We start from the raw sequence: 23,513 nt of genomic DNA, 5'->3' as shown, positions 1-23,513 counted from the left end.
GTACTGCGTACTTGCCCGGAGCGCCGAGGCACTGCCAGGCTTCGCATGTGGATGTCTCGCATGCCGGCGGTCTGCGGGATTCCGCGCAACTCTCACCGTCACACCGACGCCTTGAGAGCCCTTATGCATGATGACGACGGGCAGCGACCGGTACGGGCCACGCGGGCACGGAGAGACGCCGCGCAGGTCCTGAGCCGACTTGGACAGCCGGGCGGGCAGCGCCCCGCGGAGGCCGTCCTCGTCCTCGACACCCACCTGACGATGGCGGTCTGGGACCAGGCCGTCGACGAACTCGTCGGTGAGCTGGACCGCGCGGGCGACTTCACCCGGGTACGGGTGGTGCCGCTGCGGGGCACCGACGAGACCGATCCGGCCCTCGTACGCCTGGAGGAGCCGCTCGGCGAACCGGCCGACGCCCGCCGGATGGTCCTGTTCGTGACGGACGGCCTCGCGGCCGGCTGGACATCGGGCGCCGTCCAGCCCCTGTTACGCGCCTCCGGGCGCACATATCCCGTCGCGGTGGCGCACGTCCTGCCGCAGCAGCTCTGGTACCGCACGGGCCTGGACGTCTGCCGCGTACGGGTCCGTGCGCCCCACGCCTGGGCGGCCAACAGCGAGTTCGACTGGGAGCTGCGGGAAGCCCCGGTGGAGTCGGCCGACACCGACGACCCGGAGTCCGACGGCGACGCGGTCCTCGTACCGGTGCTCGCGCTGACCAGCCGCTGGGCGACGGCGTGGACACGGCTCGTGTCGCGGCCCGAGCCGCAGTGGCTCGATCTGTCCGCCATCCGGGCCAGGGAGTGGAAGCGCAGGCCCGACGCGGCGCGCGCGCTGCCGTGGCGGGACGACGTCCCCGACCCGAACAGCACGGTGCCCGCCGCCGAACGGGTCTCGGAGTTCCGGGCCGCCGCTTCGCCCACGGCGTTCGCGCTCGCGGCCCGGCTGTCCGCCGCCCCGCTGAGCCTGCCCGCGATCCGCCGGGTGGTCGGGACGACACCGGACGCGGGCCCGGTCCATGTGTCCGAGCTGCTGATGAGCGGTCTGGTCCGGGCGGCGGCCCGGGAGAGCGGCCGGGGCGCGGCCGACGTGGTGTTCTCGTTCGCCCCCGACATCCGCGAGGAGTTGCTCGCCCTGGGGCGGCGCAGCGAGACCGTGCGCACCTTGCGAGACGTACGCGCGCTGCTAGCCACCGACACCGGAGCCGCTGGTTCCGGCGGTGCCGCCGCCCTGCTGCCGCCGCCCACGGAGCCCCTGGACACCCTGGCCATGCCCCGGGTGACGAGCCGTAACATCGCGTTCCTCCGCGTGGAGCTGGCGGCGCTGCGCGCGCTCTCCGGCCGCTACGCGCAGCGTGCCGCGATGCTCGCCACGGTCCTCAGCTGGCACGATCGTCGCTACGCGGTGAGCCTGGACAAAACACCCCATACCTCGGCGGGCCGCACACCGTCAGGCCCGACCACCCCGGCATCCGGACACCGCGATGCCACGGATACGCACACAGTTTCTGAAGGAGCCTCGGACATGTCGACTTCGCCCCAGCGCACGGTGGAGGGGGACCGCACGTCACAGCCGCGCGTCTGGGGAAACCTGCCGCCCCGGAACCAGAACTTCACGGGCCGCATGGAACTCCTCGAACTGCTAGACGAGCGGCTCCGCGAGGGCACCACCACGGTCCTGCCCGAGGCGATCCACGGCATGGGCGGCGTCGGCAAGACGCAGCTCGCCATCGAATACGCGTACCGGCACCAGTCCGAGTACGACATCGTCTGGTGGATTCCGTCGGAGCGCCCCGGCCAGATCGGGCAGGCGCTCGTGGAACTCGCCGGGCGCCTCGGCCTGGAGACCAGTACCGAGGCGAACATCGCGGGCCCCGCCGTCCGTGAGGCGCTGCGCGAAGGCCGGCCCTTCTCCCGCTGGCTCCTCATCTTCGACAACGCCGACAACCCCGAGCAGGTCCGCCACTACTTCCCCACGGGCGGCGACGGCACGATCCTCGTCACCTCCCGCAACCGGCGCTGGGGACTGGTCGGCGGCTCGCTCGAAGTCGACGTGTTCACGCGTGAGGAGTCCACCGAGCTGCTGCGCCGCTCCGGTCCGCCGCTCCAGGACGACGAGGCCGACCAGTTGGCCGAGGCCCTGGGCGATCTGCCGCTGGCCCTGGAGCAGGCCGCCGCCTGGCGCGCGGAGACCGGGATGCCCGCGTCCGAGTATCTGCGGCTGTTCGAGAGCAAGCGGACCGAACTCCTCGAAGTGGCTCCGCCGCCGGACTACCAACTGCCCGTCGCCGCCGCGTGGAACGTCTCCCTCGACCATCTGGAGAACCGCAGCCCGGCGGCGCTGCGCCTGCTCCAGCTCTGCTCCTTCTTCGCGCCCGACCCGATCTCCCGTTCCATTTTCTCGGGCCTCGGGAACAGCAGCATCTTCCCCGAGCTGGACGCCACGCTGAACGACCCGATCAAGCTCGCGCGCGCCATAAGGGAGGTGAACCGCTACTCGCTCGCCCGGATCGACTACCGCACCAACTCGATCGAGATGCACCGGCTGGTCCAGCTCGTGCTGAACAACCGTATGACCGTCGAGGAGCAGTCCCGCATGCGCCATGGCGCCCACACCCTGCTGGCCGCCTCCGACCCGAAATCCCCGGAGAGCCCCGGCAGTTGGTCGCGGTACGCGGAGCTGTACGGCCATGTCATCGCCTCCGAGGCGGTCAAGTCCGACCAGCCGTGGGTGCGCCAGCTCGTGATGAACATCGCCCGGTACCTGTACTACTGGGGCGACCACGACGTGTCGCTGGACTTCTCCGAGGAGGCGTGGGACTCCTGGCGGACCATCTTCGGCGAGGAGGACCAGCAGACCCTTCTCATGGGCCAGTTCCTGTGCTTCTTGTACCAGAAGGTGGGCCGCATCGACCGCGCGGCGGCACTGGTGGCCCAGCTCAAGGAGATCTACGAGCGCACCGCCCCCGCCGGCCGCGAGGACACCCGCGAGGACGCCCTGGACGCGATCCAGCTCGAAGCGGCGGTACGCCGAGTGGAGGGCCGCTTCAACACGGGCGCCGACCTGGACGAGACGGCGTACGAAAGGGCCCGCAGGGCGTTCGGAGAGGACGACCCGACCACCCTGAACATCGCCCACAACCTCGGCGTCAGTCTCCGTCTCACCGGTGACTTCCGCCGGGCCCTGGAGCTGGACCAGAACACCCTCGCCCTGAAGATGCGCCTGTTCGGCCGGGACGACCGGCGGACCCTGATGACCGAGAACTCGGTCGCCATCGACGTCCGCGAGACCGGGGACTACGTGGGCGCGCGCGCCCTTCAGGAAGCCGTGGTGGACGCGTACCGTGACGTGTTCGGCCGGGGCAATCCCACCACGATCACCGCGATGCGGCAGCTCAGCGAGGCGTGCCGCAAGGAAGGCGACCACGCGCGCTCCCTGGACCTGGCGACGCAGGCGCACAGCCGGTTCACCCGGCGCTACGGCGACGCCCACCCCCAGTCGCTGTCCGCCGCGCTGACCCTGTCGGTCGCGCTGCGCGAGAACGGCGACCTCCAGGCCGCGCGGGCCCGGGGCCTCAAGGCGTGCGAGGGCTACCGGCGGGTCTACGACCCGAGCCACCCGCACGTCCTGTCCGCCGATGTCGACCTCGCGGTGACGCTGCGGCTGCTCGGCGACCCGGACGAGGCGCGCCGGCTCGACGAGGCGGCGATCGGCACACTGACCCGGCGGCTCGGTCCCGGACACCCGCTCACCCTGGCCTGCGCCATCAACCTGGCCAGTGACCTGGCCGCGCTCGGCGAGCACCAGGAGGCGCGGACGAGGGGCGAGGAGACGCTGGCCCACTCCCGGTCAGCGCTCGGCACGGACCACCCGACGACGCTCGTCTGCGCGAGCAATCTCGCGATGGACATGATCACCATCGGCGAGGAGGCGGAGGGCGCTGCGCTGCGCGGCGACACGCTGGCGCGCATGGAGCGGGTACTCGACGCGCCCCGGCTGGCGGGGCGTCTGGCGGGGCCGCACCCGGCGACGGTCCAAGCCAAGGAGGGGCTGCGGGGGAACTGCGACCTCGACCCGATGCTGCTGTAGCCGACCGATCGGTGTGACGCCGGCCGGCCGACGGGCCGGTCCGCACGATCCGTACCGGGCGATCCCTGCTGGTGTCAGGCGTGGCTCAGCCAGGCCGCGAGGCGTACGGGGTCGGCGGGCCGGCCCGTTGTGGCGATCAGGGCGTCCTGTACGGCGCGGGCGCGCTCCGGGAAGCGGCGGAGGAGGCGGGACGCGGACGCCGTGTGGGCGCCTTCTTGGGCGCGGCTTTCTGTGGCGTGGTTTTCGTGGGCGTGGGCGAGGGCTCGGCCGAGGCCGGCCCAGGCTGACGCGAGGGCGCCCTTGTCCGAGAGTTGGGCGACGAAGGCGTCCCGTGCGGCGGCGTGTTCACCGAGGGCCAGCAGGACGTCCGCCTCGGTTGCGCCCTCGACCGTCCCGGCCGCGGTGTGCCGCCAGGCCCGGTCGGGCTCGGCGATGCGGTAACGGGTCAGGACGGCCGCGCAGTCCAGGAAACGGATCTCCGGGTCCGGGACGAGTTCGGGTGCGGCGGCCAGGGCGGCCGGGGGGCGCGGGTCGCCGCGCCGCCACGTGGTCACCGCCGCCGCGACGGCCGCGGCGGAAGGCCGGAGATGGTGGGCGCGCCACCGGGCGCGATGGTCGGCCGCCGCCTCCTCGGCCAGCGCCAGTTCGGCGGCCGGCACGGGGTCGGTCATCCAGACCGCGCAGCGCTCACCGAGGCTCGCCAGCAGATGGCGCCCGAGCGGGGTCAACTGCCGGTGGTCGCGGACCAGGGTGAGCGTGGACCACACCTGGGTGCGCCAGAGCGCGAACTCGAAGTGCGCCAGCGGGGCGTACGCGGCGTCGGCGGTGTGCCGGTGGGTCCGCCAGAACCGGGTGACACCGGCGAAGGCGTAGATCCCCTGGAGCAGCCCGCCGAGGGGGCGCGGGTCGTCACGCCACGGCGCGTAGAACCGCTCCTTGGCCGGGCCGTCGGACGGTGTCGGCACGGTCAGGGGTCCCAGGTGCATCAGGCCGCCCAGCTTGGTGTGCTGGAACTCGTGCACGAGAGTGGCGGCGAGTTGCGGAACGTCGTCCGGGAGGGACGCCGTGATGCCGCCGAACGCGTCGCCGGCCGTTCCGCTGTACGGCCGAAACCTTTCCCTCCGTGGCGTGGGCGCCATCGACATCAGCCCGTGCCGCATCGCGTCGGCGCTCTCCGGCTCGTCGCGGAGCAGCACCTTCCAGGCGCCGCCGAGCTTGTCCTCCCAGTCCGCGGCCTCGTCGGCGGGGAGCGGGTGGGGTGCGCTGGGCCGGGGGAAGGTGCGGTACGGGTCCAGGTCCTCCAGGACCAGGGGCTTCGGGGGGCGTTCGGCGCCGGCCGCGGGCTGCTCCGCGTCCAGGAGTACGCGGCGTACCGCATGCCAGCCGGGGCCGCCGCGCCGCCATCCGGGGTGGGTGCCGTGCGGCCGGATCAGGACGACCTCGCCGCCTCCGCCCGTGAGGGTCAGCCGTCCGTCCCGGGACTCGGCGCGGGCCTCGCTCCAGGGCTCGGTCGCGGGGAGCACCGCGCAGCCGAGGGTGGGCAGGGGCACGAGACCGTGGCGTACGGGGACGGTGAGCGCGAAGTCGAGGCCGGCCCGTGCGGCGGTCGACGCGGCGAGCGCCGAGAGATGTCCGAGGACGATCCAGAGGGGCGCCTCTTCGGAGAGCCTGCCCCTCAACTGCCGTAACGCGAGGGAGAGCCACATGCCGGTGTGCGGGGACATGAGGACGTCCTCGAACACGTCGGGCGCGTGGCGCTGGGCGCGCTCCAGGAGGGCCCAGCCGGCGCGGTGCGAGATCCCGGTACCGCCCGTGGGCGCGGTGTCACCCCGTGCCGCCGCGTCGCCCCGCGATACGCCGTCGTCCAGCGCCCGTAACAGCAGAAGCCGCCGACTGCGCTCGGCCCCGAGCAGCTCGCGGACCGCCGAGCCGTCACCTTCTCCGCGGGCGAGGGCCTGTAAGGCGGCGGCCGAGAGACGGTGGTACGGGAGGTCGGGTGCCGGGACATTGCCGGGCGCTGGGACATTGCCGGACGCCGGGGCGCTGCCGGGCGTCGATTCCCCCGTCATGACCGCGGCTCCGTGCCGATCGCTCCGGCCGGTTCAGTCGAAGCGGGACGGGTTGTACGAGACGGTGATGGCCTGTGGACCGTCGATATGGAGCAGCAGGTGTGCCAGCGACTCCGTGACAGCCGTGCCGTCCATGGAGCGCAGCGCTTCAAGAGAAACCCCCGAGAGATCCACGAGACCGGATTCGATGGCAGGCATCGATTGATCCATGGCTGCCAAGTCCCCTCCCGTGATTCCATGTCCGCGCGGTCCGTGCCCCTTTCATCATGACCCAACGGGGCACGCCGCGAAACCCCGCACCGGGGCGTGCCGCGACATCAAGTCAGCGGTGACGGCGGGCCAGTTGGGCGACGGCGCTGTCCACGCGGGCCATTTCGGCGGAGGGCCCGTCCAGCAGCCTTACCGCTTCGAGGAGTTGGTCGAGGGTGCCCGGGTAGCGCAGACAGGTACGGACGATGCCGTACACATCCATCCGGAGCCGTGGGTCCCGGGGGCTGTTGGCCGCGATCTCCGCACTGATGCTGTCGAGCACCAGGGCCATGCCGGTCGGGCCGCGCAGGGTGGGCAGGGTGATCAACGCGTCGACGAGGTCGGTCAGTTCGCGCAGGGGAAGGTCGGCGGGCAGGGCCGCCAGCCCTCCGGGGGGCTGGAGTTGCGGGGTGCCGGTGGCGGCGCCGAGCGCGTGCCGTGCGGGCAGCCCCGCGTACCGCGAGCAGCGCTCCACCTCCTCCGGGGTGAGGACGTCGTACCAGTGCTCGACGCGGCTCGCGGCGAGTCGTCCGAGCCCGTCGGTGCGGTGGTGGGCGCTGACGGTGCCGATGACGGCGCCGTCGCACCAGACGGCGGCGCCCGACATGCCTTCCCAGGGGGAGCGGCGGGGGTCGGGGTCGGCCTGGGGTGCGGGGACGGCCAGTTCGAGGGTGCCTTCGCGGCGGTTGGACAGGACGGAGACCGTGCCGGAGACGTGGCTGGAGTCCCGGTAGCGGCCGGGGCCGCCGTCGTCGTCGCGCAGTTTGAAGCGGGGGAAGCCGACGGCGCTGAACGGGAGGACGAGGTCGGCGTCGGGCACCGCCGCGTACCGGACTGATGCGTCGGGGGCTGCGGACGGCAGGTCGGCGGCGATCTCCAGGAGGGCGATGTCGGCGGCCTCGGCGAGTAGCACGATCCGGGCGTCGGCGGTCCACTCGCCGGGCCGGTCGGCGTCGAAGCGGACGCGGACCGCCGCGGTGGGCCCGGCCACCACATGCGCGGCGGTCAGTACGCAGCCGGGCGCGACCCGGTAGCCGGACCCGCGCCGACCGGGCCCCCCGCCCGGGAGGCCGACGATCACTTCGGCGACGCGGGCGGCTTCGAGACCGGGGGCCGCGGGATGCGCCGAAGTGGTATCAGGCGTCTCGGGGAACGTCAGCGCTCACCCTCCGCCTCGGCGCCGCCGACCCAGGGCCGGGCGCCGGAATCGCGGAGCACCGGCTCCAGGGTGAGGGTGACCCGGTGGGTGGCGCTGGTGCCGGCCTGGCCGGAGGCTCCGGCCTCCACGACCCAGAACCGCACCCGGCCCTCGCCGCCGGCGGACCGCTCCACGGAGAACTCGGCCTCCAACTGGACGGTTCCCAGCCCGAATCGCAGCTCTTCCCCCTCGGCGGCGGTCATGGCACGAGCCAGCTCCGCACGCAACTGCCCGATCATCTCGGCGAGTTCAATCACCGAGCCCCCTCCCCGTCACCGTTTCCTCCTCCTTCCGCTACTTGCTGATGGCGAAACGCATCAGGGCCTGCTCGTCGCCCTGCTTGATCTTCCCGGTCTCGTTGATGACGTGGAGCTTCCAGCTCGCGCCGTCCCGGACCGCCTTGGCGACGGCGCAGCCGTTGTCATTGGTGAGCAGGCTGGGCCAGATGTCGGCGACCTGTTCGGTGGTGCCCCCGGTGGCGTCGTACACCTTGAAGCTGATGTTCCGCGCCTTCTGGAAGGCGCTGCCCTTCTTGTACGCGGCGGCGACGAACACGATGGAGGTGATGTTGTCCGGCACCTTGCCGAACTCGACGATCACGGTCTCGTCGTCACCGTCGCCGTGCCCGGTCTGGTTGTCCCCGCTGTGCACGAGCGAGCCGTTGCCCAGCGGGTCGAGCGAGTCGAGCCCCGCCAGCCGCACCGGATCGGCCCCCTGCATCGCGATGGCGATCAGATCGAGGTCCGTACCGGTCTTCCGGCGAAGCTTCCCCATCAGCCCACCACTGCTCCCGGCGGTGGGGTCCCAGGACACCCCGATCGACAGATGAGTAACCCCACCAAGATCCGCCGGCCCGTCTTCCTTCTTCAACGTGATCATGCGCAATCCTCAACAACGAAGAAAACAACGACAACTGAAGTGTGCCTGGTACCCACGGGTTCCACCCCATCAGGTGGCACGCCACCCGCACCGGGGCACGGGCGTCACTTCACCGGGCCGTGCCCGCTCTCCTCGAATCCGGCGAAGCGGAGGCTGCGCAGGACTCCGGCCATCATCGGGGCGTAGCACGTCTCCCAGTGCCCGATGTTGGGGGTGGAGAACGCCAGCAGGCACAGGTATCGGCTGTCGCGGCTCACCTCTGTCGGAACGGGGACGATCGCGTGGAACTGAGCAGTCACTACATCGACCGGCTCGCCGTTGAGCGAGAACGCCGGCGGAAGCGTGTACTTCTGTCCCCCGGTGAAGACGGCCACGCGTCCGCAGGGAGCATCGATCACTCCCCCGACCCACCCCTCTCCCCGGGAGTCGAGTACCGCGCGCAGGGTGCCTTGGGCCGCGGTCCTCGCGTCGTCGCCGTAGGGGAAGTCCACGACTGCGACGGCGAGGGTGCCCAGCGAGGGTGCGCCTTGGAAGGAGTGCAGGCAGTTGGCGGCGTACACCACTCCGGCCTTGGCCAACAGACGGGAGATCTGGTGGAGATTCCGGGCCATTTCGGTGAGTGACTGCTGATCCGTTTCTGTCGCCGCGAGTGAGAGTTGCGCATTGCGGGTGTTGACTTCGGCCCACGCCTCAGCGAAATCGACCCCGATCGGCACGTCCTCGAATTCGGCCGGGACGGTGAAGTCGACACGTATCACGAGCCTTCTCCTCTCTGGTCCGGGTGCGTTCCCTTTCCGGGAGGAGGCGGTGGTGGGCCCCATTGTTGATTCCGCGCCTGCTCGAAGCGCGCCACCGTCTGGCGATTGCGCTCGTACCAGCGCTTCATCAGCCGGGGGGTGAGGAGTGCCGTGGCGGCGAGAGCGGCACCCACGACCGCCAGGCCGACTGCCGGGCCCGGGACGTCACGGCGTACCCATACAAGGACGAAACAGCCAAGGCTGAGCAGTGCGACGAGGACGACGACAGACGTGGCCCCGTGCGTCTCGTAGGCAGTAATGCTTCGCCGTGCGGAAGCCGCCTCCGTGGCCGTGATCAGCCGCCTTCCGCCATGTGGTGCGCCGACAGCGCCCCATACCTGCGGAAGCAGCGGACCACCTGCCCGCATCCTCTCCACGGCACCCTGAACACGCAGGCGCACCTCGGGCGAGTCATTGCGTACATAGATCATGCGCCATTGCCCTCTGGTCACGCATATGGCTTCCCGAAGGTCATAGCCCAACTCGAAGCCGATGGCGGTGATTCTGTCGCTTTGGGCCACATCGGGCCCCCTCAATGTGAACTCGGCAGTCCCCTGGCCATTGAAGCCGGCAAGGATCTCTTGGTCTTTCACAAGACGGACCTTCACTTTCCTCGCTTGGCAGCACGGTCCTTCTCGCTGCCCGCCTCCCAGGCATTCTCGAAGGCAACGAGAATGGGGCCACCGGGTACCAGTGCCGCGGTACCGAACTGCCTGCTGCTGTCCGGCTCGAAGTAGCCGAGGGCGGTCGGGTCTCCCAGGAATCCGGCAACAGTGTCCACCAGTCCGAAGTTGGCCGCGGCGTCTCCCGCACGACTGCCTGAGACCACTGCGGACACGCCTTTGAAGCCCAGGCCGAACGGGACAATCCCGAGAGCGTCCTGGGCCAACGTCCGGTTGGCTACGACGGAGTCACCGCCGACTGCAGTCATGGTTCCCACTCTGCGGTCAGCGGTTGATGGTTGATGGCCTGGATCTCCCGAACGTCGATGCGCCGGGTCCCGTCGAAGGTGCCGTCAGGCAGGTCGTCACCGGTGTCGCCGGCGACCTTCCAGGTGAACTCCCCGGTGGCGGGGAGAACGTGACCGCTCAGTCCGTGTAGTGATAGCGAGCCTTGAGGATCTTGACCTCCTTGGCATCGGCTCGGTAGACGAGGCGGTGTTCGTCGTCGATGCGGCGGGACCAGTAGCCGGACAGGTCACCTTTGAGCGGTTCGGGCTTGCCGATGCCGCTGAACGGATCGCGTTGGATCTCCCCGATGAGACGGACGACGCGGCGTGCCATTTTGCGATCGGTCTCCAGCCAGTGCTGAAAGTCGTCCCAGGCAGCCGGGTCGAAGTTGACGGCCCTCACTCCTCACCGACCAACTCTTCAAGCTCTTCAAGGGTCTTGGTGGCCTCCGTCCGGCCCGCACGGTCGCGGGCGACCGCTTCCATGAGACGGCGGGCATTGGCCGGCGATCGCAGGAGGTAGATGGTCTCCTGCCAGGCGTCGTAATCCTCGGCGGACATGAGGATGGCATCGCCGTTCTTCGAATGGATGCGTACGGGCGCGTGGTCGTCGTTGACCTTTTTGATCAGGGGAAAGAGTTCCTTGCGCGCCTCGCTGGCAGTGAGGGCCATGACACACATCCTCTCTGGACTGGTACGAAGTATCGTACCTAACCGGTACCAAAATTCGTACCACTTTGCGCGGCGTAGGGGATGTCCACAAGAGGAATGCTGACAACGCGGCACGACCAGGGCGTGGGGAAAGGGCAGACGAGTCGGGCTGTACGCCGGGTTCTGTCCCGGGGGGCCTCGCGGTCCTCCCGGTGGCGGCCATCCATCTAGGGCCGGTGTTGCCACCGGCCTCGTGCGGTCTACCCGGGGACTCGGGCGGGCAGCCCTCGAACGTCCTCGCAGAGCGCGTTTTACGGCGCTCCTTTTGACCTTGCTCCAGGTGGGGTTTACCTAGCTGCCCAGGTCACCCTGGGCACTGGTGGTCTCTTACACCACCGTTTCACCCTTACCGAGGACCGAGGTCCCCGGCGGTCTGTTTTCTGTGGCACTGTCCCGCGGGTCACCCCGGGTGGCCGTTAGCCACCACCCTGCCCTGTGGAGCCCGGACGTTCCTCGGGAAGCCCCCTAAGGGGACTCCACGCGGCCGTCCGCCCGGCTCGTCTGCCGTGATGACCATGCTACCCGGCGGGACCGGGGTCCCGCCCCGCCCGCCCCGCCCGCTCCCCCCGTCGCCAGGAACGAACCCGCCAGGATCAGCGCGAACGCCGTCACGACCCCCGCCGTCAACGGCTCGTCCAGGAACGCCACTCCGGCCGCGACCGCCACCGCCGGGTTCACGTAGGTGAAGACGACCGCCCGCGTCGGGCCCGCCTCGCGGATCAGCTCCAGGAAGACCACGAAGGCGAGGGCCGTGCACAGCACTCCGAGGCCGGCCAGCGAGAGCCAGACCTGGGCGGTGGGGGGCTGGGACGGCCAGGTCAGGGCGGCGGCCGGTGCGTACACGAGCGTCGCGAGCGCCAGGCACGGGACTATCAGGTGGAGGGTCGGTACGGATTTGAGATGGCGGGCGACGATCAGTGGGGCGATGGCGTAGCCGAGGGCGGTGAGGAGGACCTCCGTCAGGGACCAGGTGTCGCCGCCCGACAGGTGGGGTGCCGTGAGGACCGCGACGCCCGCGAGGCCAAGGCCCAGGCCCGTCAGCCGGCGCCCGCCCAGCCGCTCGCTCGCGCCGAAGTAGCGGCCGAAGACCCGGGCGACCACCAGGCCGATGATCGGCACCGCGGCGATCAGCAGCCCGGCCGTGGAGCTGGAGAGGTGGCGTTCGGCGTCGGTCAGGGTCCACCAGGGGCCGAGGATCTCCACGCACGCGAACGCCAGCATGGGACGCCAGTGCGTACGCACCGTGCGCCCGAGTCCGCCCTGCCGCAGCGCGAACGGCAGCAGCAGCGCCGTACCGATGGCACAGCGTACGAAGACGACGGCCGCCGGGGACATCCCCTCCACCGCCACTTTGATCATCAGATACGGGATGCCCCACAGGACACCCATCAGCCAGAACAGGACCCAGGCTCGTGCAGTCATGCCCGCAGCATCGGCCCCGCCGGGGGGCGTGGTCTTGAACGCTGTTGCGCCGCCCGGACGCTTCTCCGGTACGCCGCCGGTGTGACCCCCAGTACGCGCCGGAACCACCGCGTCAGATGCGCCTGGTCCGCGAACCCCACGAGCCCGGCGACCTCCGCCGGCCGCAGACCCGACTCCAGGAAGCCGCGGGCGCGCTCGACCCGGTGCTGGGCGAGCCAGGCGTACGGGGGCAGGCCCATGGTGTCGCGGAAGGCGCGCAGCACCTGGTACCGGGAGAGTTCAAGCTCGGCGGCGAGTTCGGCGAGCGACGGCGGGGCGAGGAGTCCGTCGGCGAGCCTGTCCCGTACGGAGAGGGCGATGCGGTCGGCGCCGGGCACCACGTCGCGTACGGGACGGGCTCCGGTGCCGTGCCGGCGGGCGAGCGCCGTGAGCAGCCACGGCAGCCGGGACTCGGCCTCCAACGGGTCGGCGCATTCGCTGAGTTCGGTGTGCGCGGTGCGCAGGGCCGTCGCGAGTTCGGGGTCGTCCAGGATCGGGTCGCGGAAGTGCGGGAGGGTCGTGGTGCCCTCGGCGAGGAGCGGCTGGAGGGGGTACATGGCCCGGTACGCGTAGCCGCCCCCGCAGGGGCCGGGGCGGCCGGTGTGCACCTCGCCGGGGGCGAGGACGACGATGGAGCCGGGCCCCACGTGCACGCGCCCGCCCCGGTAGTCGATGATCTCGGTGCCGCCGACGCAGACGCCGATGGTGAATTCCTGGTGGGCGTGCGGGGCGTAGCGGTGCCGGTCGAAGCGGGCGGTGAGCAGGTCCAGGGATTCGCCGCACTCCGGTGGGCCGAGGGGGGTACGGGTCCAGACGGCCAGCTCACGCGGCGCAGACCGCGCACGGGAACTGGAATCTCCCCCGCCGGACTCCACACGCATCCCCGTACCCCCCGTACCGGACGACTCCATGTCTCCCGCTCCCCTCACTCGTACCGCCTACCGCCACCCCGCACACAGCCCTCAACGCGCCCGCCCCCGTCATCCATGCCGCGCCGGGCGTCAGCCGTGCTTGACCTTGCCGCAGCGTCAACGTTTCTACTGAAGGCATGCGTATCGGCGAGCTGAGCGCCGTCGTCGGGGTGACGACGCGCGCCATCAGGCACTACCACCATCTCGGACTGCTGCCCGAGCCCGAGCGGCGGCCCAACGGCTACCGCGACTACGGGCTGCGGCACGCCGTCGTGCTGGCCCGTATCCGCCGCCTCACCGAGCTGGGGCTCGGCCTCCCCGAGGTACGGGACGTCCTCGCGGACGACGCCGGGCGGGAACTCGTCGCGGTGCTCGGTGAACTCGACGACGACCTCGCCCGGCAGGAGGAGGCGCTGCGGGTGCGGCGGGCGCGGCTGCGCGGGCTGCTGGCGGACGCGGCGGCGGGGCGGCTGCCCGCCGAGGGGCCCGTGTCGCCCGAACTCGGCGCGCTGCTCGGCGAGTTGGCGGACTCCGGGTATCCGCCGGGCGGCGTGGAGTCGCCGATGGCCGCGAAGGACCGGGAGCTGCTCGTGCTCCTCGACTCGACGGCGGCGACGGGCGACCAGGCCCGGATGGCGGCCCTGCTGGGGGATGTGGTGCGGGCGCCCGGCGGGGTGGAGCGGGCGAACGAGGTGTACGCGCTCCTCGACGCCCTGGCCGGTGCGGAGGCGGACGATCCGCGGGTGGCGGACGCAGCGCGGGCGCTCGCGGATCTGCTGCCCGCGTCACTGGCAGACGCGGGCGTCACCCTCGACGCGCTCGACGGTCCGCCGGACAGCTTCATGGAGGCGTTCTTCGCGGAGTTCTCACCGGCACAGGCGGAGGCCGTGCGCCAGGGTGTGCGGCTCGTCCTGGAGAGGGGTGCGGGGTGAAACCGGTCGTGGCCGTGGTGCGGCACGAGTGGCGTGTCCTGATGTCCTTCGGGCTCTGGGTGGCGCGGCGGCGGCACGGGGTGCGGCGCGGGGACGGGAACCAGGTGTTCGGGTACGCGCGTGAGCAGGCCGCGATGATGTACGGGCTCGCGTTCGCGTGCGTCGTGGAGACCGTCGGGCTCGCGTATCTGCTGCGGGACTGGCCGGTCGTGCATCTGGTGGTCCTGGTGCTGGACGTCTACACGGTGGTGATGATCGTCGGCCTGCACGCCGCATCGGTGGTCCGGCCGCACGTCCTTGGCCCGGACTCGCTGCGGGTGCGGAAAGGGGCGTACCTCGATCTGCGGATACCGCTGAGCAACATCACCGCGATCCGGCGGGAGCTGCGCACCTCGCACGAGAAGGCCGACGGTGAACTCGACCTCGACATCGGGGCGATGACGTCGGTGACCCTTGAGCTGGGGGCGCCGGTCGAGCGGCTGACGCTGTTCGGGCGGCGCCAGCAGGTGACGCTGGTCCGGCTGCACGCGGAGGAGCCGGATGCGCTGGTACGCGCGTTGCGGTCGCGCGGCGGGGTGGATGTCCGGCCCTGACGCGGGCGAGTCCCCCCGTACCCGGACCGGGCGCGGGGGGACTCGTTCCGAAAGGGGGACCCTCCTACGAGACCGGCTCCGGGACCGCCGGGGTCCGGTTCTCCGGGGCGTCGCCGTCCATGTGCAGCTCCGGTGGGCGGCGGGTGAACAGGCGGGTGGAGACGGCCAGGATGACCACGCCCGCCGCCATCCACGCGAGGCCGACCTTGAACGTGGTGCCGGAGAGGCTGGTCCAGAGCCAGACCGTGCTGGCGAAGCCGAGGCCCGGAAGCAGGCCGTCGACCAGGAGGGAGCGGACTCCGAGGGTGCGGTCGGGGCCGAAGAGGTAGTGCTTGATCACGCTGAGGTTGACCATCGAGAAGGCCGCCAGCGCACCGAAGTTGATCATCACGACGGCGTCGTCCAGGGTGAGCACCGTCGACAGCAGCGCCACCGCCGAGACGGCGACGAGCGCGCCGACCGGCGTACCGAACCTGGGGTGCAGCCGGCCGAAGACCCGGCGGGGCAGCAGACCGTCGCGGCCCATGGAGAAGATGATCCGCGAGACGCTCGCCTGGGAGACCATCGCGGAGCCGAAACAGCCGAGGACATAGACGGCCGTGAACGCGCCGCTCATCGCGTTGCCGCCGACGATCCGCATCAATTCGGCACCCGCCGCGTCCGGATTCGCGAAATTGCCTTCGGGCCGGACGAGCGCGCCGATCCAGGCGACGAGAATGAACAGACCGCCGCCGATCGCGGTGGTCAGAATGATGCCGAGGGGCACGGTACGGCGCGGATTGTGGGCCTCTTCCGCGAGCGTGGAGACCGCGTCGAATCCGAGGAAGCTCAGCGCGAGGATCGCGGCGCCGCCCGCGAGGAGCGACCACTGGTCCGACGCCGGGACGAACGACTGGAAGGCGTCGCCCGCCGACACCTTGGACTGGGCGCCGCCCAGCGTCACGAACGCCACCAGAAGCACCGCCGTGACACCCATGATGACGGCCGTGATACGGCTCATGAATTTCACGCCGAGCACATTGAACACCAGCACCACGAGAAGAACGATCACACTCCATACTCCCTGCGATATCGCCGGGAATTGTGCGTGCAGATAGACTCCGGCGAGCAGGAAGGACACCATCGGGAGGAAAAGGTAGTCGAGCAGAAGCGTCCACCCGGTGAGAAACCCGATATGGCCGCCGAAGGCGCGCTGTGCGTACTTGTACGCGGAACCGGCCGCCGGAAAGCTGCGCACCATGCGCCCGTAGCTGTGGGCGGTGAGCAGCATCACGGCGAGTGCCAGGACGTAGGCCGCGGGAAGGTGGCCGCCGGTGTCGTCGCCGACGATTCCGTACGTGGTGAAGACCGCGACGGGCGACATGTAGGTGAGGCCGAACAGGACGATCGCGGGCAGCCCGAGGGCTCGCTTCAACTGAGGTGCTTTTTCCGTGGTGGGACTGGACACCGGCATGTTTCCTCTCCGCGCCCGTCGGTTCAACGGGGGTTCCATCGATTCCCGAAGAGTGACAAACAGCGACGGTGACCGACATACGCAACTGTACGTACGGCCGGGGCCTGCCCAGACCCGCGTGCCCGCGTACGTAATCTTACGGAGTTCGCATTCCGTACCCCGCCCGTACCGTGTTCCTTGATCCCCGCGAAGGAGAGAGGACCCCGTATGTGGCCACAGGGCTATGAAGCGGCAATGGCGGTGACGGTCGACTTCGACGCCGAGGAATTGTGGCTCGCCGAGGACCCCGCGAACGCGGCACGACCCGGAGTGCTGTCCCAGGCACGGTACGGCGCCGAAATCGCCGTACCGCAGCTTCTGGATCTGTTCGAGCGGCTCGATGTTCCGGCAACGTTCTTCGTGTGCGGCGGTGACGCGGAGCGATATCCGCATGCCGTGGAGGCCATTGCCGGGCGGGGGCATGAGATTGGGCATCACGGTTTCTCGCACCGCTCCCCGCATCTCATGGCCCGCGGTGAGGAAGAGGACGAACTCGTGCGCGGTCTGGACGTGTTGCGTGCCTTCACCGACCGGGTCGCGGGCTATCGCTCGCCCTCGTGGGACATCAGCCCGCACACCCTGGATCTGCTGGTCGAGCACGGGTTCGGGCACGCATCGAACATGATGGACGCGGTCCTTCCGTACGCGCATCCGGACCATGATCTGGTCGAGATCCCGGTGCACTGGTCGCTGGACGACGCACCGCACTTCTGGTTCGACGCGACGAGCTGGGACCGGACGATCCGCTCCTCGCGGGAGGTCGCGGAGCTGTGGGGCGAGGAGGCGTCGGCGATCCGCGCGGCCGGGGGGCTGATCACGCTGACCGTGCATCCGCAGATCATCGGGCGCCCCGGCAGGCTGCGGATGCTGGAGACCTTCCTGACCGGGCTCCGGAGTGACGACGGGATCTGGTTCGCGCGGTGCGAGGAGATCGCCGGCGCTGTCCGTGCCGCGTCCCCGGCCGCCCCCGCCGCCGCGGCGGTGCTGTCATGAGCCGCCGCCTCACCGCCGTGGTGACCGGCGCCGCCCGTGGGATCGGGCACGGGGTCGCGCTGCGGCTGGTCGCCGAGGGGTGGAACGTGCTGCTGTCCGACATCGACCCGGAGGTCGAGGGCGCCGCCCGCGCGATCGACGCCAGCGGTGAGCGGGTGGCCGCCGTCGTCGGGGACGTGTCCCGCGCCGAGGACGCGGCGCGGATGGCGCGGGGCGCGATCGCCGCGTTCGGCGCCATCGACGCGCTGGTGGCGAACGCCGCCGTCGGCGGGCCCGAGACCCCGCTGCTCGACACCGCCGACGACGACATCCGCCGCGTTCTCGACATCAACTTCTTCGGCGTACTGCACTGTGTGCGGGCGGTACGGCCGTTCCTGGGAGGCACCGGTAGTACGCGGGGGCGGATCGTCGTCATCGGGTCGCTCTTCGCCCAGCAGCCGACGCCCGGCGCGGGCGCCTACAGCGCGTCCAAGGCGGCCGTCGCGTCCCTGATGCGCACGCTGTCCGTGGAGCTGGCCGCCGTCTGCACGGTCAACGCCGTCGCGCCCGGCTATGTGATGACCGACATGCACCGCGAGGAGCTGACCTCACGGGCCCGGCGCAGCGGGCGGACCTACGACGAGGAGCGCCGCCAGGTGGTCGCCGAGGTGCCGCTCGGGCGGCACGGCACCGCGGCCGATGTCGCCGACGCCGTCCACTATCTGCTGTCCGGCGCCGACTACGTGACCGGCCAGACCCTGAACGTCAACGGAGGAGTGCTCACCTCATGAGCGACATGAGCAACACGGGCGATAAGGGGGGCGGCTCCCCCGTCCGGCGGCGCCTCGTCGTCACCGGCTCCCACTCCGGCATCGGCCGGGCGACCGCCGCGCTCGCCGAAGCCCTCGGCTGGTCCGTGATCGGCCTGGACCTGGCGGCGGACGGCCGGCGCGTGGGCGGGGAGCTGATCGCGTTCCCCTGCGACCTCACGGACGAACACTCGGTACGGGAGGCCTTCGAGAAGGTCGACGAGGAGTGGGGCGGTCACGCGCCGCACGCCCTGGTCCACTGCGCCGGGATCTACCGCTTCAAGGCCGCCACCGGGACGACCGCCGCCGACTGGGACGCGGTCGTGAACCTCAACGCGCGCGGGTCGCTGCTCGTCGCTGCCGCTGCCGCCCGGCGCATGATCGACGCGGGCGAGGGCGGCAGCGTCACGCTCCTGTCCAGCATCGCCGCCGTGCGCGGGGACGCCGGTGAGCCGAGCGCCGCGTACAGCGCGAGCAAGGGCGCCGTCGTCTCCCTGGCGCGGCAGCTCGCCGTCGAATGGGGGCCGGACGGCATCCGCTGCAATGTGGTGGCGCCCGGGGTGATCGACACCCCGATGACCACGGTGTCCGGCGACCCGGAAGCATTCGCGCAGGTCCTGCGGCGCATTCCGGCAGGGCGGCTCGGCACCGCGGACGAGGTGGCGCGGGTGTGTCTGTTCCTCGCTTCGCAGGACGCGGCGTATGTGAACGGGACCGTGATCGCGGTCGACGGCGGGCAGAGCGCGTCATGAGCACCGCACAGGCGGCGGCCACCCCGGTCCGCGATCCCCTGATCGTCCGGACGACGGGCGGTGCGCGGGAGCGCGGCCGGCAGTACGGCACGGCGGCCCGGCAACGGATTCTGCTCTCGCTGGAGAACTACGAGCGGGTATACGCGAAGTTCGCCGCGCTCGACTGGGGTGCGGCGACCGCGCTGGCCGAGACGTTCGTACCGGCGATCCAGGAGGTCGACGAGAGCCTGCTCGACGAGGTACGCGGGATCGCGGAAGGCGCCGGGGTCTCCTTCGATGACGTCCTCGCGCTGAATCTGCGGACCGAGATCCTGTTCTCAGGCAAGGCCCGCAAAATCGCCGCAGCCGGCGCGTCCCGGGCGTCCGCCGCCCGAACGCCCTTGGAGTGCACGTCCTTCTGCGATCTGCGCGGGTCCGAGCCGGTCGTCGGGCAGAACTGGGACTGGATCCCCTTCTCGCACGAGACCGTCGTCGTCCTGGAGGCGGCGCCGGACGCCGGGCCCCGGTGGGTGTCGGTGGTCGAGGCGGGGCTGCTCGCCAAGTTCGGCATGAACTCGGCGGGGCTGACGGTCCTGACCAACGCGCTGGTGACCTCGCTCGACGTGGGCTCCCCCGGGATGCCGTACCACCTGCTGCTGCGGATGCTGCTCGGCGCCGGGTCCGTGGCGGCGGGCGAGGAGCTGCTGCGGACGGTCACCCGCTCCTCCTCGGCGAACTATCTGCTCGTCGGCCGTGACGGCAAGGCGGGTGACGGTGAGGCGGGTGACGTCGGAGCGGTCGACCTGGAGTGCCGGCCGGGCGGCCCCCGGGACGTGAGCGCGCTGCGGGTCCGGCGGGGCGGACTCCTCGTACACGCCAATCACTTCGACAGCGGTGACTCGGCGTTCGCGTCCGCCGGTACCGACCACGGCCCGAGGGTCATGCCGGACACGCTGTTCCGGCGGGCGCGGGCCACCGCGCTCGCGGAGCTGATGCCGGTGCCTTCGGTGGCGGGGTGGCACGAGGTGCTGAGCGACCACGAGAACTATCCGGACGCGCTGTGCTGCCACCCGAACCCCCGGGAACACCCGCTGGAACAGGGCTCGACGGTCGCGAGCGCCCTCATCGAGCCGCACCGGTCCACCCTCCGACTCACCCTCGGCCATCCCTGTACGGCGCCCCGGGTCACGTACGACTACGAGGAGTTCTTCGCCGGCGCCCGGTGAGGGAGTGAGGGAGCGGGGGCGTCAGGCCACCGAAAGGATCTCCTGGCCGCTGCCGGAGAGCCGGTAGGTGAGCGTGGGCTGCGACAGGCTCTGGTCGACGGTGTCGTACGGATAGCCGGAGACGGCCTGGCCCGGTGAGGCGAAGAGGTACGTGCCGTTCACGCCCCGGTAGGCCGAGTCCCGCAGATAGGCGCCGACCGCCTCCGGGCTGAGCGAGCCCGTCACGGAGAACGCGGCGTGCACCATCCGCACCTGGTCGTAGGCCGCGCTGGCCTGGCTGCGGCCGGGCGGCACTCCGTAGGCCCGGGTGTACGCCTCGGTGAAGCGGCGGCCGAGCGGGTCGTCGGGGCGGCCGGTGACCGTGGACCAGATGACCTGCCCGCCCCGGTGCTCGATCCGCCGCGCGAAGCCCGGCACCGACGGGGTGTAGATGTGGTACGTGAGCTGGTGCGGGTGGTGCCGGGTGATCGCGTTCTGGAGGGCGGCGGCGGTGTCGACGCTGAGGTGGGACACCACGATCACGTCGGGCCTGTCGTCGAGGACGCCCAGGACGAGGGCGTCGGGGTCCGTGACGGTCAGGCCGACGCGGTGCGCCGATGTGACGGTCCAGCCCCGCTCCCGTACCCGGGCCGCGAAGGTGGGGTCCGTGACCGCGCAGCCGTAGCCGTCGAGTTCGATCACGGCGAGCCGGGGCGCGCGGCCCGCGACGGGCGGGCGGGAGCGCAGATAGGCGAGGAGAGCTGCCTGGTAGGCGGTCTCGGACGGGCAGGTCTGGAAGACGTGCCCGTAGCGGCGCGGGTCCTCGCGGACCGCGTCGACGCTGCGCGTCCAGGTGTTGGTGTGCAGGAAGGTCCGTCCGAAGTCGGCGGCGAACTCGAAGACGGCGGGGCTGATGGCGCTGGCGTAGCTGCTGGTGATCGCGTCGACGTCGGCGTCGGTGAGGGCGGCGAGACCGGCGCGTACGGAGTCCTCGTCCAGGGGGTCCACGCGGACGGTGACGTGTTCGAGGGCGCGGCCGTAGTCGTGGCGGAGCGCGTTGACGTCGCGGACGGCGAGCGCCGCGCCCTGCGCCGACTCGCGGCCGTCGGCGGCGAAGGCTCCGCCGACGACGAGGGTGCCGATCCGTACCGTGTCCCGGCGGACGGCACGGGCCTGGCCGGTGTGTACGGCGCGGGGCGCGGGGACGGTGGCGGAGGTCGCGGTGGCCGCGTGCCGCTCGATGTCCAGGACGCGGATGCCCGAGCGGTGTTCGACGCCGCCGGGGATCGGCAGCCGGATCAGGTCGCGGTCGACGGCGAGCGCGCTCAGGCCCGCCCGCGAGTCCTGGCCGAGCTTCTTCAGGAGCCGTTCGACCTGGGTCGTCACGGTGCGGATGCTGGTGCCGAGGCGGCTGGAGATCTCCCGGTTGGACAGCCCGAGCGCGACCAGCGAGATGATGTCGATCTCACGGGCGGTCAGTCCGGACGGCGGGCCGGTCAGGGGGCGGGTGCGCAGCTCTACGACGGCTTCGCCGAGCGTGGGGGTGGGTGCGAGCGCGGGTGTGGGGCTCAGGAGGAGACGGCAGCGGGCCCAGTGGCCGTCCTCGCACCAGAGGAATCGTGCGGTACGGAGGCCGGAGGCGTGGAATCCGGCGACGCGGCGGAGGAGGGCGGGGCTGAGGGCCGGGTCCGGGACCGCCGGGGTCGAGGTCGGGGTCGTGTCCGCGGCGTGCGGCAGCCGGGGGGCGACCGTGACGTCCCAGAAGCGCTCGGTGCCGGTGCCTGTGCCTGTGCCGGGAGGCGGAAGCGATCGCACGGGGACTCCTCCATTCGTCGGCACGGAACTCGACGGTGACCACGACTTTCGCGACGGAACCCCCGCGAAAAGCACCATAAACCCCGCACACCCCGCCCGACCAGGGCCGTACGCCCCAGCCCCCTCGCCGCTGATCACCCGGGAGTCACGCGGGAGCGAACAGCACCCGCGCCGTCCCCGGGTCCGCCTGGACCAGCCGGACGCGCAGCCGCTCGCCCAGCGGCAGCGGCTCCGTGCCGCCCGCGACCCGCGCCACGATCGCCGGGTCCTCCACCTGGACGGTCCCGACGGTCGGTTCGTGCTCCTGTACGTCGACCACGCAGCCGTCGAAGAGGTCGCCGACCCGGTCCTTGAGGAGCGCCGCCTCCACCACGTCGACGCACGCGCGCTCCACGGTGCCCGCGCGCCGGGCCCCGTCCGCCATCTCCTTCGGCAGCCCGTCGAGCGCGGCGAGCACCCACTCGGGCGGCGCGGTGCCCGCCGAAGCGGCCACGCACAGCTCGGACGTGTACCGGTCGACCAGGCGCCGCAGCGGCGCGGTGCAGTGGGTGTAGGGCGCGGCGACGGCGGCGTGCACGGCGAGTCCTGGCCTGGCGCCGTCGCGGAAGACGGTGTATCCGGCGCCGCGCAGCAGGGTCGTGCACTCCTGGAGGAACGCCGCGTGGCGGGGCTGCTCCGGGTCGAGCGAGCGGACGAGTTCCGCGTACGGGACGTGGTGAGGCCAGTCGATGTGCAGGGCCTTCGCGGTGCGCCGCAGCCGGCCGACGGCGCCGTCCGGGGCCGGGGGCAGGGTGCGCAGGACCCCGGTGCCGGTGGCGAGCATCAGATCGGCGGCTGCCGCGCCGGTGAGCAGGGAGATCTGGGCGTTCCACGCCTCGGTGGGCAGCGGGGCGCGGAAGGCAGGTTCGTAGGTGTGGTCGCGCTCGACGATCTCCTGCTCGGGCACGTTGAGGGAGATGCCGCCGCGCTCGATCTCCAGCCGTTCGCGCAGCCGCCCGATCTCGCCGAGCAGGACGACGGTCTCCTCGGCGGTGCCCGTGTCGAGGGCCCGCTGCACGCCCGCGTAGTCGAGCTGGGCGCGGCTGCGGACCAGGGCGCGCCGCACGTCGGCGGTGGCGGTACGGCCGTCCGCGTCGAGGTCGAGGGTCCACAGCACCGCAGGGCGGGTCGTGCCGGGCAGCAGGCTGGCGGCGCCTTCGCTGAGGACGGCCGGGTGCAGGGGGACGCGCAGGTCGGGGAAGTACAGGGTGGTGACCCGGCGGTGCGCCTCGCGGTCGAGGGCGCCGCCCGGGGTGACGAAGGCGGCGACGTCGGCGATGGCGTACCGGACGCGGTAGCCGGTGGGGGTGCGGGCGAGGTGCATCGCCTGGTCGAGGTCGCGCGAGGTGGGCGGGTCGAGCGTGAAGAAGGGGACGTCGGTCGCGTCCCGCACCGGGAGCCGGGGGTCCCCCGCGGCCCGGCGCGCCTCGTCGGCGACCTCGGGCGGAAAGCCGTCGGGCACCCCGAGCGTGGTCCGCAGGGTACGCAGGGCGGCCCGCAGCGGAGCCTCGGCTGCGCCGGTGACGTGCAGGTGGCGGCGGGGCATGGGTCGAGCCTAGGTCGGTGCGGTGGGGACGGCACCCTGTGCGGTCGGCGGGACCCGGTGCGGTTCCGC

At 71.6% G+C, this 23,513-nt stretch carries 21 protein-coding genes, 1 other RNA gene and 1 pseudogene; 7 read left to right on the top strand and 16 right to left on the bottom strand.

Annotated features, from left to right (window positions below):
• Nucleotides 1–123 precede the first annotated feature (123 nt).
• Nucleotides 124–4,086 carry an FxSxx-COOH system tetratricopeptide repeat protein gene (gene fxsT / locus ACIQNU_RS05270; protein WP_401361071.1) on the top strand — a complete coding sequence of 1,321 codons (3,963 nt, stop codon included), beginning with the start codon at nucleotides 124–126 and terminating at the stop codon, nucleotides 4,084–4,086.
• A gap of 74 nt (nucleotides 4,087–4,160) precedes the next feature.
• Here the strand turns inward: fxsT and ACIQNU_RS05265 are convergent, their stop codons facing one another.
• From ACIQNU_RS05265 to ACIQNU_RS05205, 13 genes and pseudogenes are all read right to left on the bottom strand, one after another.
• Complete coding sequence (locus ACIQNU_RS05265; RefSeq protein ID WP_401361069.1) at nucleotides 4,161–6,155, bottom strand: HEXXH motif domain-containing protein; 1,995 nt, start codon at nucleotides 6,153–6,155, stop codon at nucleotides 4,161–4,163.
• A gap of 33 nt (nucleotides 6,156–6,188) precedes the next feature.
• Nucleotides 6,189–6,353, bottom strand: coding sequence for a hypothetical protein (locus ACIQNU_RS05260; RefSeq protein ID WP_401361067.1), 165 nt, complete (start codon nucleotides 6,351–6,353; stop codon nucleotides 6,189–6,191).
• Between the two features lie 124 nt (nucleotides 6,354–6,477).
• Nucleotides 6,478–7,485: a trypsin-like peptidase domain-containing protein gene (locus tag ACIQNU_RS05255; protein ID WP_401361065.1), complete on the bottom strand. Its 1,008-nt coding sequence runs from the start codon at nucleotides 7,483–7,485 to the stop codon at nucleotides 6,478–6,480.
• Between the two features lie 74 nt (nucleotides 7,486–7,559).
• Complete coding sequence (locus tag ACIQNU_RS05250; protein ID WP_401361063.1) at nucleotides 7,560–7,859, bottom strand: trypco2 family protein; 300 nt, start codon at nucleotides 7,857–7,859, stop codon at nucleotides 7,560–7,562.
• Between the two features lie 37 nt (nucleotides 7,860–7,896).
• Nucleotides 7,897–8,481 carry a TerD family protein gene (locus ACIQNU_RS05245; RefSeq protein WP_401361061.1) on the bottom strand — a complete coding sequence of 195 codons (585 nt, stop codon included), beginning with the start codon at nucleotides 8,479–8,481 and terminating at the stop codon, nucleotides 7,897–7,899.
• A gap of 104 nt (nucleotides 8,482–8,585) precedes the next feature.
• Nucleotides 8,586–9,239 carry a hypothetical protein gene (locus ACIQNU_RS05240; RefSeq protein WP_401361059.1) on the bottom strand — a complete coding sequence of 218 codons (654 nt, stop codon included), beginning with the start codon at nucleotides 9,237–9,239 and terminating at the stop codon, nucleotides 8,586–8,588.
• Entirely contained in the window at nucleotides 9,236–9,871 is a 636-nt protein-coding gene (locus ACIQNU_RS05235) for a hypothetical protein (RefSeq protein WP_401361057.1), read from the bottom strand. The genes ACIQNU_RS05240 and ACIQNU_RS05235 overlap by 4 nt, the downstream gene beginning before the upstream one ends.
• Before the next feature lie 11 nt (nucleotides 9,872–9,882).
• Nucleotides 9,883–10,209, bottom strand: a complete 327-nt coding sequence (locus tag ACIQNU_RS05230; RefSeq protein ID WP_401361055.1) for a hypothetical protein — start codon at nucleotides 10,207–10,209, stop codon at nucleotides 9,883–9,885.
• A 157-nt stretch (nucleotides 10,210–10,366) separates the two neighbouring features.
• Nucleotides 10,367–10,630 carry a Txe/YoeB family addiction module toxin gene (locus ACIQNU_RS05225; protein WP_401361053.1) on the bottom strand — a complete coding sequence of 88 codons (264 nt, stop codon included), beginning with the start codon at nucleotides 10,628–10,630 and terminating at the stop codon, nucleotides 10,367–10,369.
• Complete coding sequence (locus ACIQNU_RS05220) at nucleotides 10,627–10,899, bottom strand: type II toxin-antitoxin system Phd/YefM family antitoxin (protein WP_401361051.1); 273 nt, start codon at nucleotides 10,897–10,899, stop codon at nucleotides 10,627–10,629. Before ACIQNU_RS05220 ends, ACIQNU_RS05225 begins: the two co-directional genes overlap by 4 nt.
• 135 nt (nucleotides 10,900–11,034) lie before the next feature.
• Nucleotides 11,035–11,438: RNase P RNA component class A (gene rnpB / locus ACIQNU_RS05215), an RNA gene on the bottom strand.
• A 130-nt stretch (nucleotides 11,439–11,568) separates the two neighbouring features.
• Nucleotides 11,569–12,297, bottom strand: a pseudogene (locus tag ACIQNU_RS05210) (DMT family transporter); the annotation flags it as partial.
• Between the two features lie 59 nt (nucleotides 12,298–12,356).
• On the bottom strand, nucleotides 12,357–13,280 hold the full coding sequence (locus ACIQNU_RS05205) for an AraC family transcriptional regulator (RefSeq protein WP_401362459.1): 924 nt from the start codon (nucleotides 13,278–13,280) through the stop codon (nucleotides 12,357–12,359).
• A 167-nt stretch (nucleotides 13,281–13,447) separates the two neighbouring features.
• Between ACIQNU_RS05205 and ACIQNU_RS05200 the strand changes: the two genes are divergently transcribed.
• Together ACIQNU_RS05200 and ACIQNU_RS05195 are read left to right on the top strand one after the other, a co-directional pair.
• Nucleotides 13,448–14,242: a MerR family transcriptional regulator gene (locus tag ACIQNU_RS05200; RefSeq protein ID WP_401361049.1), complete on the top strand. Its 795-nt coding sequence runs from the start codon at nucleotides 13,448–13,450 to the stop codon at nucleotides 14,240–14,242.
• Nucleotides 14,243–14,283: 41 nt separating this feature from the next.
• Entirely contained in the window at nucleotides 14,284–14,835 is a 552-nt protein-coding gene (locus tag ACIQNU_RS05195; RefSeq protein WP_401362457.1) for a hypothetical protein, read from the top strand.
• A 64-nt stretch (nucleotides 14,836–14,899) separates the two neighbouring features.
• Here the strand turns inward: ACIQNU_RS05195 and ACIQNU_RS05190 are convergent, their stop codons facing one another.
• Nucleotides 14,900–16,282 (bottom strand): APC family permease, encoded by a 1,383-nt coding sequence (locus ACIQNU_RS05190; RefSeq protein WP_401361047.1) that lies wholly within the window; start codon nucleotides 16,280–16,282, stop codon nucleotides 14,900–14,902.
• A 240-nt stretch (nucleotides 16,283–16,522) separates the two neighbouring features.
• Between ACIQNU_RS05190 and ACIQNU_RS05185 the strand changes: the two genes are divergently transcribed.
• From ACIQNU_RS05185 to ACIQNU_RS05170, 4 genes are read left to right on the top strand one after another with little or no spacing between them, the layout of a single operon-like run.
• Nucleotides 16,523–17,320, top strand: a complete 798-nt coding sequence (locus ACIQNU_RS05185; protein WP_401361045.1) for a polysaccharide deacetylase — start codon at nucleotides 16,523–16,525, stop codon at nucleotides 17,318–17,320.
• The gene (locus ACIQNU_RS05180; protein WP_401361043.1) at nucleotides 17,317–18,090 is read left to right on the top strand and encodes an SDR family NAD(P)-dependent oxidoreductase; all 774 of its coding nucleotides are present in this window, start codon (nucleotides 17,317–17,319) and stop codon (nucleotides 18,088–18,090) included. The genes ACIQNU_RS05185 and ACIQNU_RS05180 overlap by 4 nt, the downstream gene beginning before the upstream one ends.
• Nucleotides 18,087–18,860, top strand: coding sequence for an SDR family NAD(P)-dependent oxidoreductase (locus ACIQNU_RS05175; RefSeq protein ID WP_401361041.1), 774 nt, complete (start codon nucleotides 18,087–18,089; stop codon nucleotides 18,858–18,860). Before ACIQNU_RS05180 ends, ACIQNU_RS05175 begins: the two co-directional genes overlap by 4 nt.
• Nucleotides 18,857–20,065 (top strand): C45 family autoproteolytic acyltransferase/hydolase, encoded by a 1,209-nt coding sequence (locus tag ACIQNU_RS05170; RefSeq protein WP_401361039.1) that lies wholly within the window; start codon nucleotides 18,857–18,859, stop codon nucleotides 20,063–20,065. The genes ACIQNU_RS05175 and ACIQNU_RS05170 overlap by 4 nt, the downstream gene beginning before the upstream one ends.
• A 21-nt stretch (nucleotides 20,066–20,086) precedes the next feature.
• Here ACIQNU_RS05170 and ACIQNU_RS05165 read toward each other — a convergent pair whose 3' ends face one another.
• Together ACIQNU_RS05165 and ACIQNU_RS05160 are read right to left on the bottom strand one after the other, a co-directional pair.
• On the bottom strand, nucleotides 20,087–21,859 hold the full coding sequence (locus ACIQNU_RS05165) for an ABC transporter substrate-binding protein (RefSeq protein ID WP_401361037.1): 1,773 nt from the start codon (nucleotides 21,857–21,859) through the stop codon (nucleotides 20,087–20,089).
• A gap of 145 nt (nucleotides 21,860–22,004) precedes the next feature.
• On the bottom strand, nucleotides 22,005–23,444 hold the full coding sequence (locus ACIQNU_RS05160; RefSeq protein WP_401361035.1) for an RNB domain-containing ribonuclease: 1,440 nt from the start codon (nucleotides 23,442–23,444) through the stop codon (nucleotides 22,005–22,007).
• Nucleotides 23,445–23,513: the final 69 nt, after the last annotated feature.

The organism is Streptomyces sp. NPDC091292 (assembly GCF_044757265.1).
Classification (GTDB): domain Bacteria; phylum Actinomycetota; class Actinomycetes; order Streptomycetales; family Streptomycetaceae; genus Streptomyces.
The sequence above is the reverse complement of the archived record's forward strand: the minus strand, read 5'-3'. Positions and strand labels throughout refer to the sequence as shown.

Excerpts from the sequence above, each read along its gene's own strand:
- ACIQNU_RS05220 (WP_401361051.1), bottom strand. The coding sequence starts at position 10,899 with ATGGCCCTCACTGCCAGCGAGGCGCGCAAGGAACTCTTTCCCCTGATC.
- ACIQNU_RS05175 (WP_401361041.1), top strand. The coding sequence starts at position 18,087 with ATGAGCGACATGAGCAACACGGGCGATAAGGGGGGCGGCTCCCCCGTC.
- ACIQNU_RS05180 (WP_401361043.1), top strand. The coding sequence starts at position 17,317 with ATGAGCCGCCGCCTCACCGCCGTGGTGACCGGCGCCGCCCGTGGGATC.
- fxsT (WP_401361071.1), top strand. The coding sequence starts at position 124 with ATGCATGATGACGACGGGCAGCGACCGGTACGGGCCACGCGGGCACGG.
- ACIQNU_RS05260 (WP_401361067.1), bottom strand. The coding sequence starts at position 6,353 with ATGCCTGCCATCGAATCCGGTCTCGTGGATCTCTCGGGGGTTTCTCTT.
- ACIQNU_RS05185 (WP_401361045.1), top strand. The coding sequence starts at position 16,523 with ATGGCGGTGACGGTCGACTTCGACGCCGAGGAATTGTGGCTCGCCGAG.
- ACIQNU_RS05200 (WP_401361049.1), top strand. The coding sequence starts at position 13,448 with ATGCGTATCGGCGAGCTGAGCGCCGTCGTCGGGGTGACGACGCGCGCC.
- ACIQNU_RS05195 (WP_401362457.1), top strand. The coding sequence starts at position 14,284 with ATGTCCTTCGGGCTCTGGGTGGCGCGGCGGCGGCACGGGGTGCGGCGC.
- ACIQNU_RS05170 (WP_401361039.1), top strand. The coding sequence starts at position 18,857 with ATGAGCACCGCACAGGCGGCGGCCACCCCGGTCCGCGATCCCCTGATC.
- ACIQNU_RS05205 (WP_401362459.1), bottom strand. The coding sequence starts at position 13,280 with ATGCGTGTGGAGTCCGGCGGGGGAGATTCCAGTTCCCGTGCGCGGTCT.
- ACIQNU_RS05265 (WP_401361069.1), bottom strand. The coding sequence starts at position 6,155 with ATGACGGGGGAATCGACGCCCGGCAGCGCCCCGGCGTCCGGCAATGTC.
- ACIQNU_RS05230 (WP_401361055.1), bottom strand. The coding sequence starts at position 10,209 with ATGACTGCAGTCGGCGGTGACTCCGTCGTAGCCAACCGGACGTTGGCC.
- ACIQNU_RS05160 (WP_401361035.1), bottom strand. The coding sequence starts at position 23,444 with ATGCCCCGCCGCCACCTGCACGTCACCGGCGCAGCCGAGGCTCCGCTG.
- ACIQNU_RS05245 (WP_401361061.1), bottom strand. The coding sequence starts at position 8,481 with ATGATCACGTTGAAGAAGGAAGACGGGCCGGCGGATCTTGGTGGGGTT.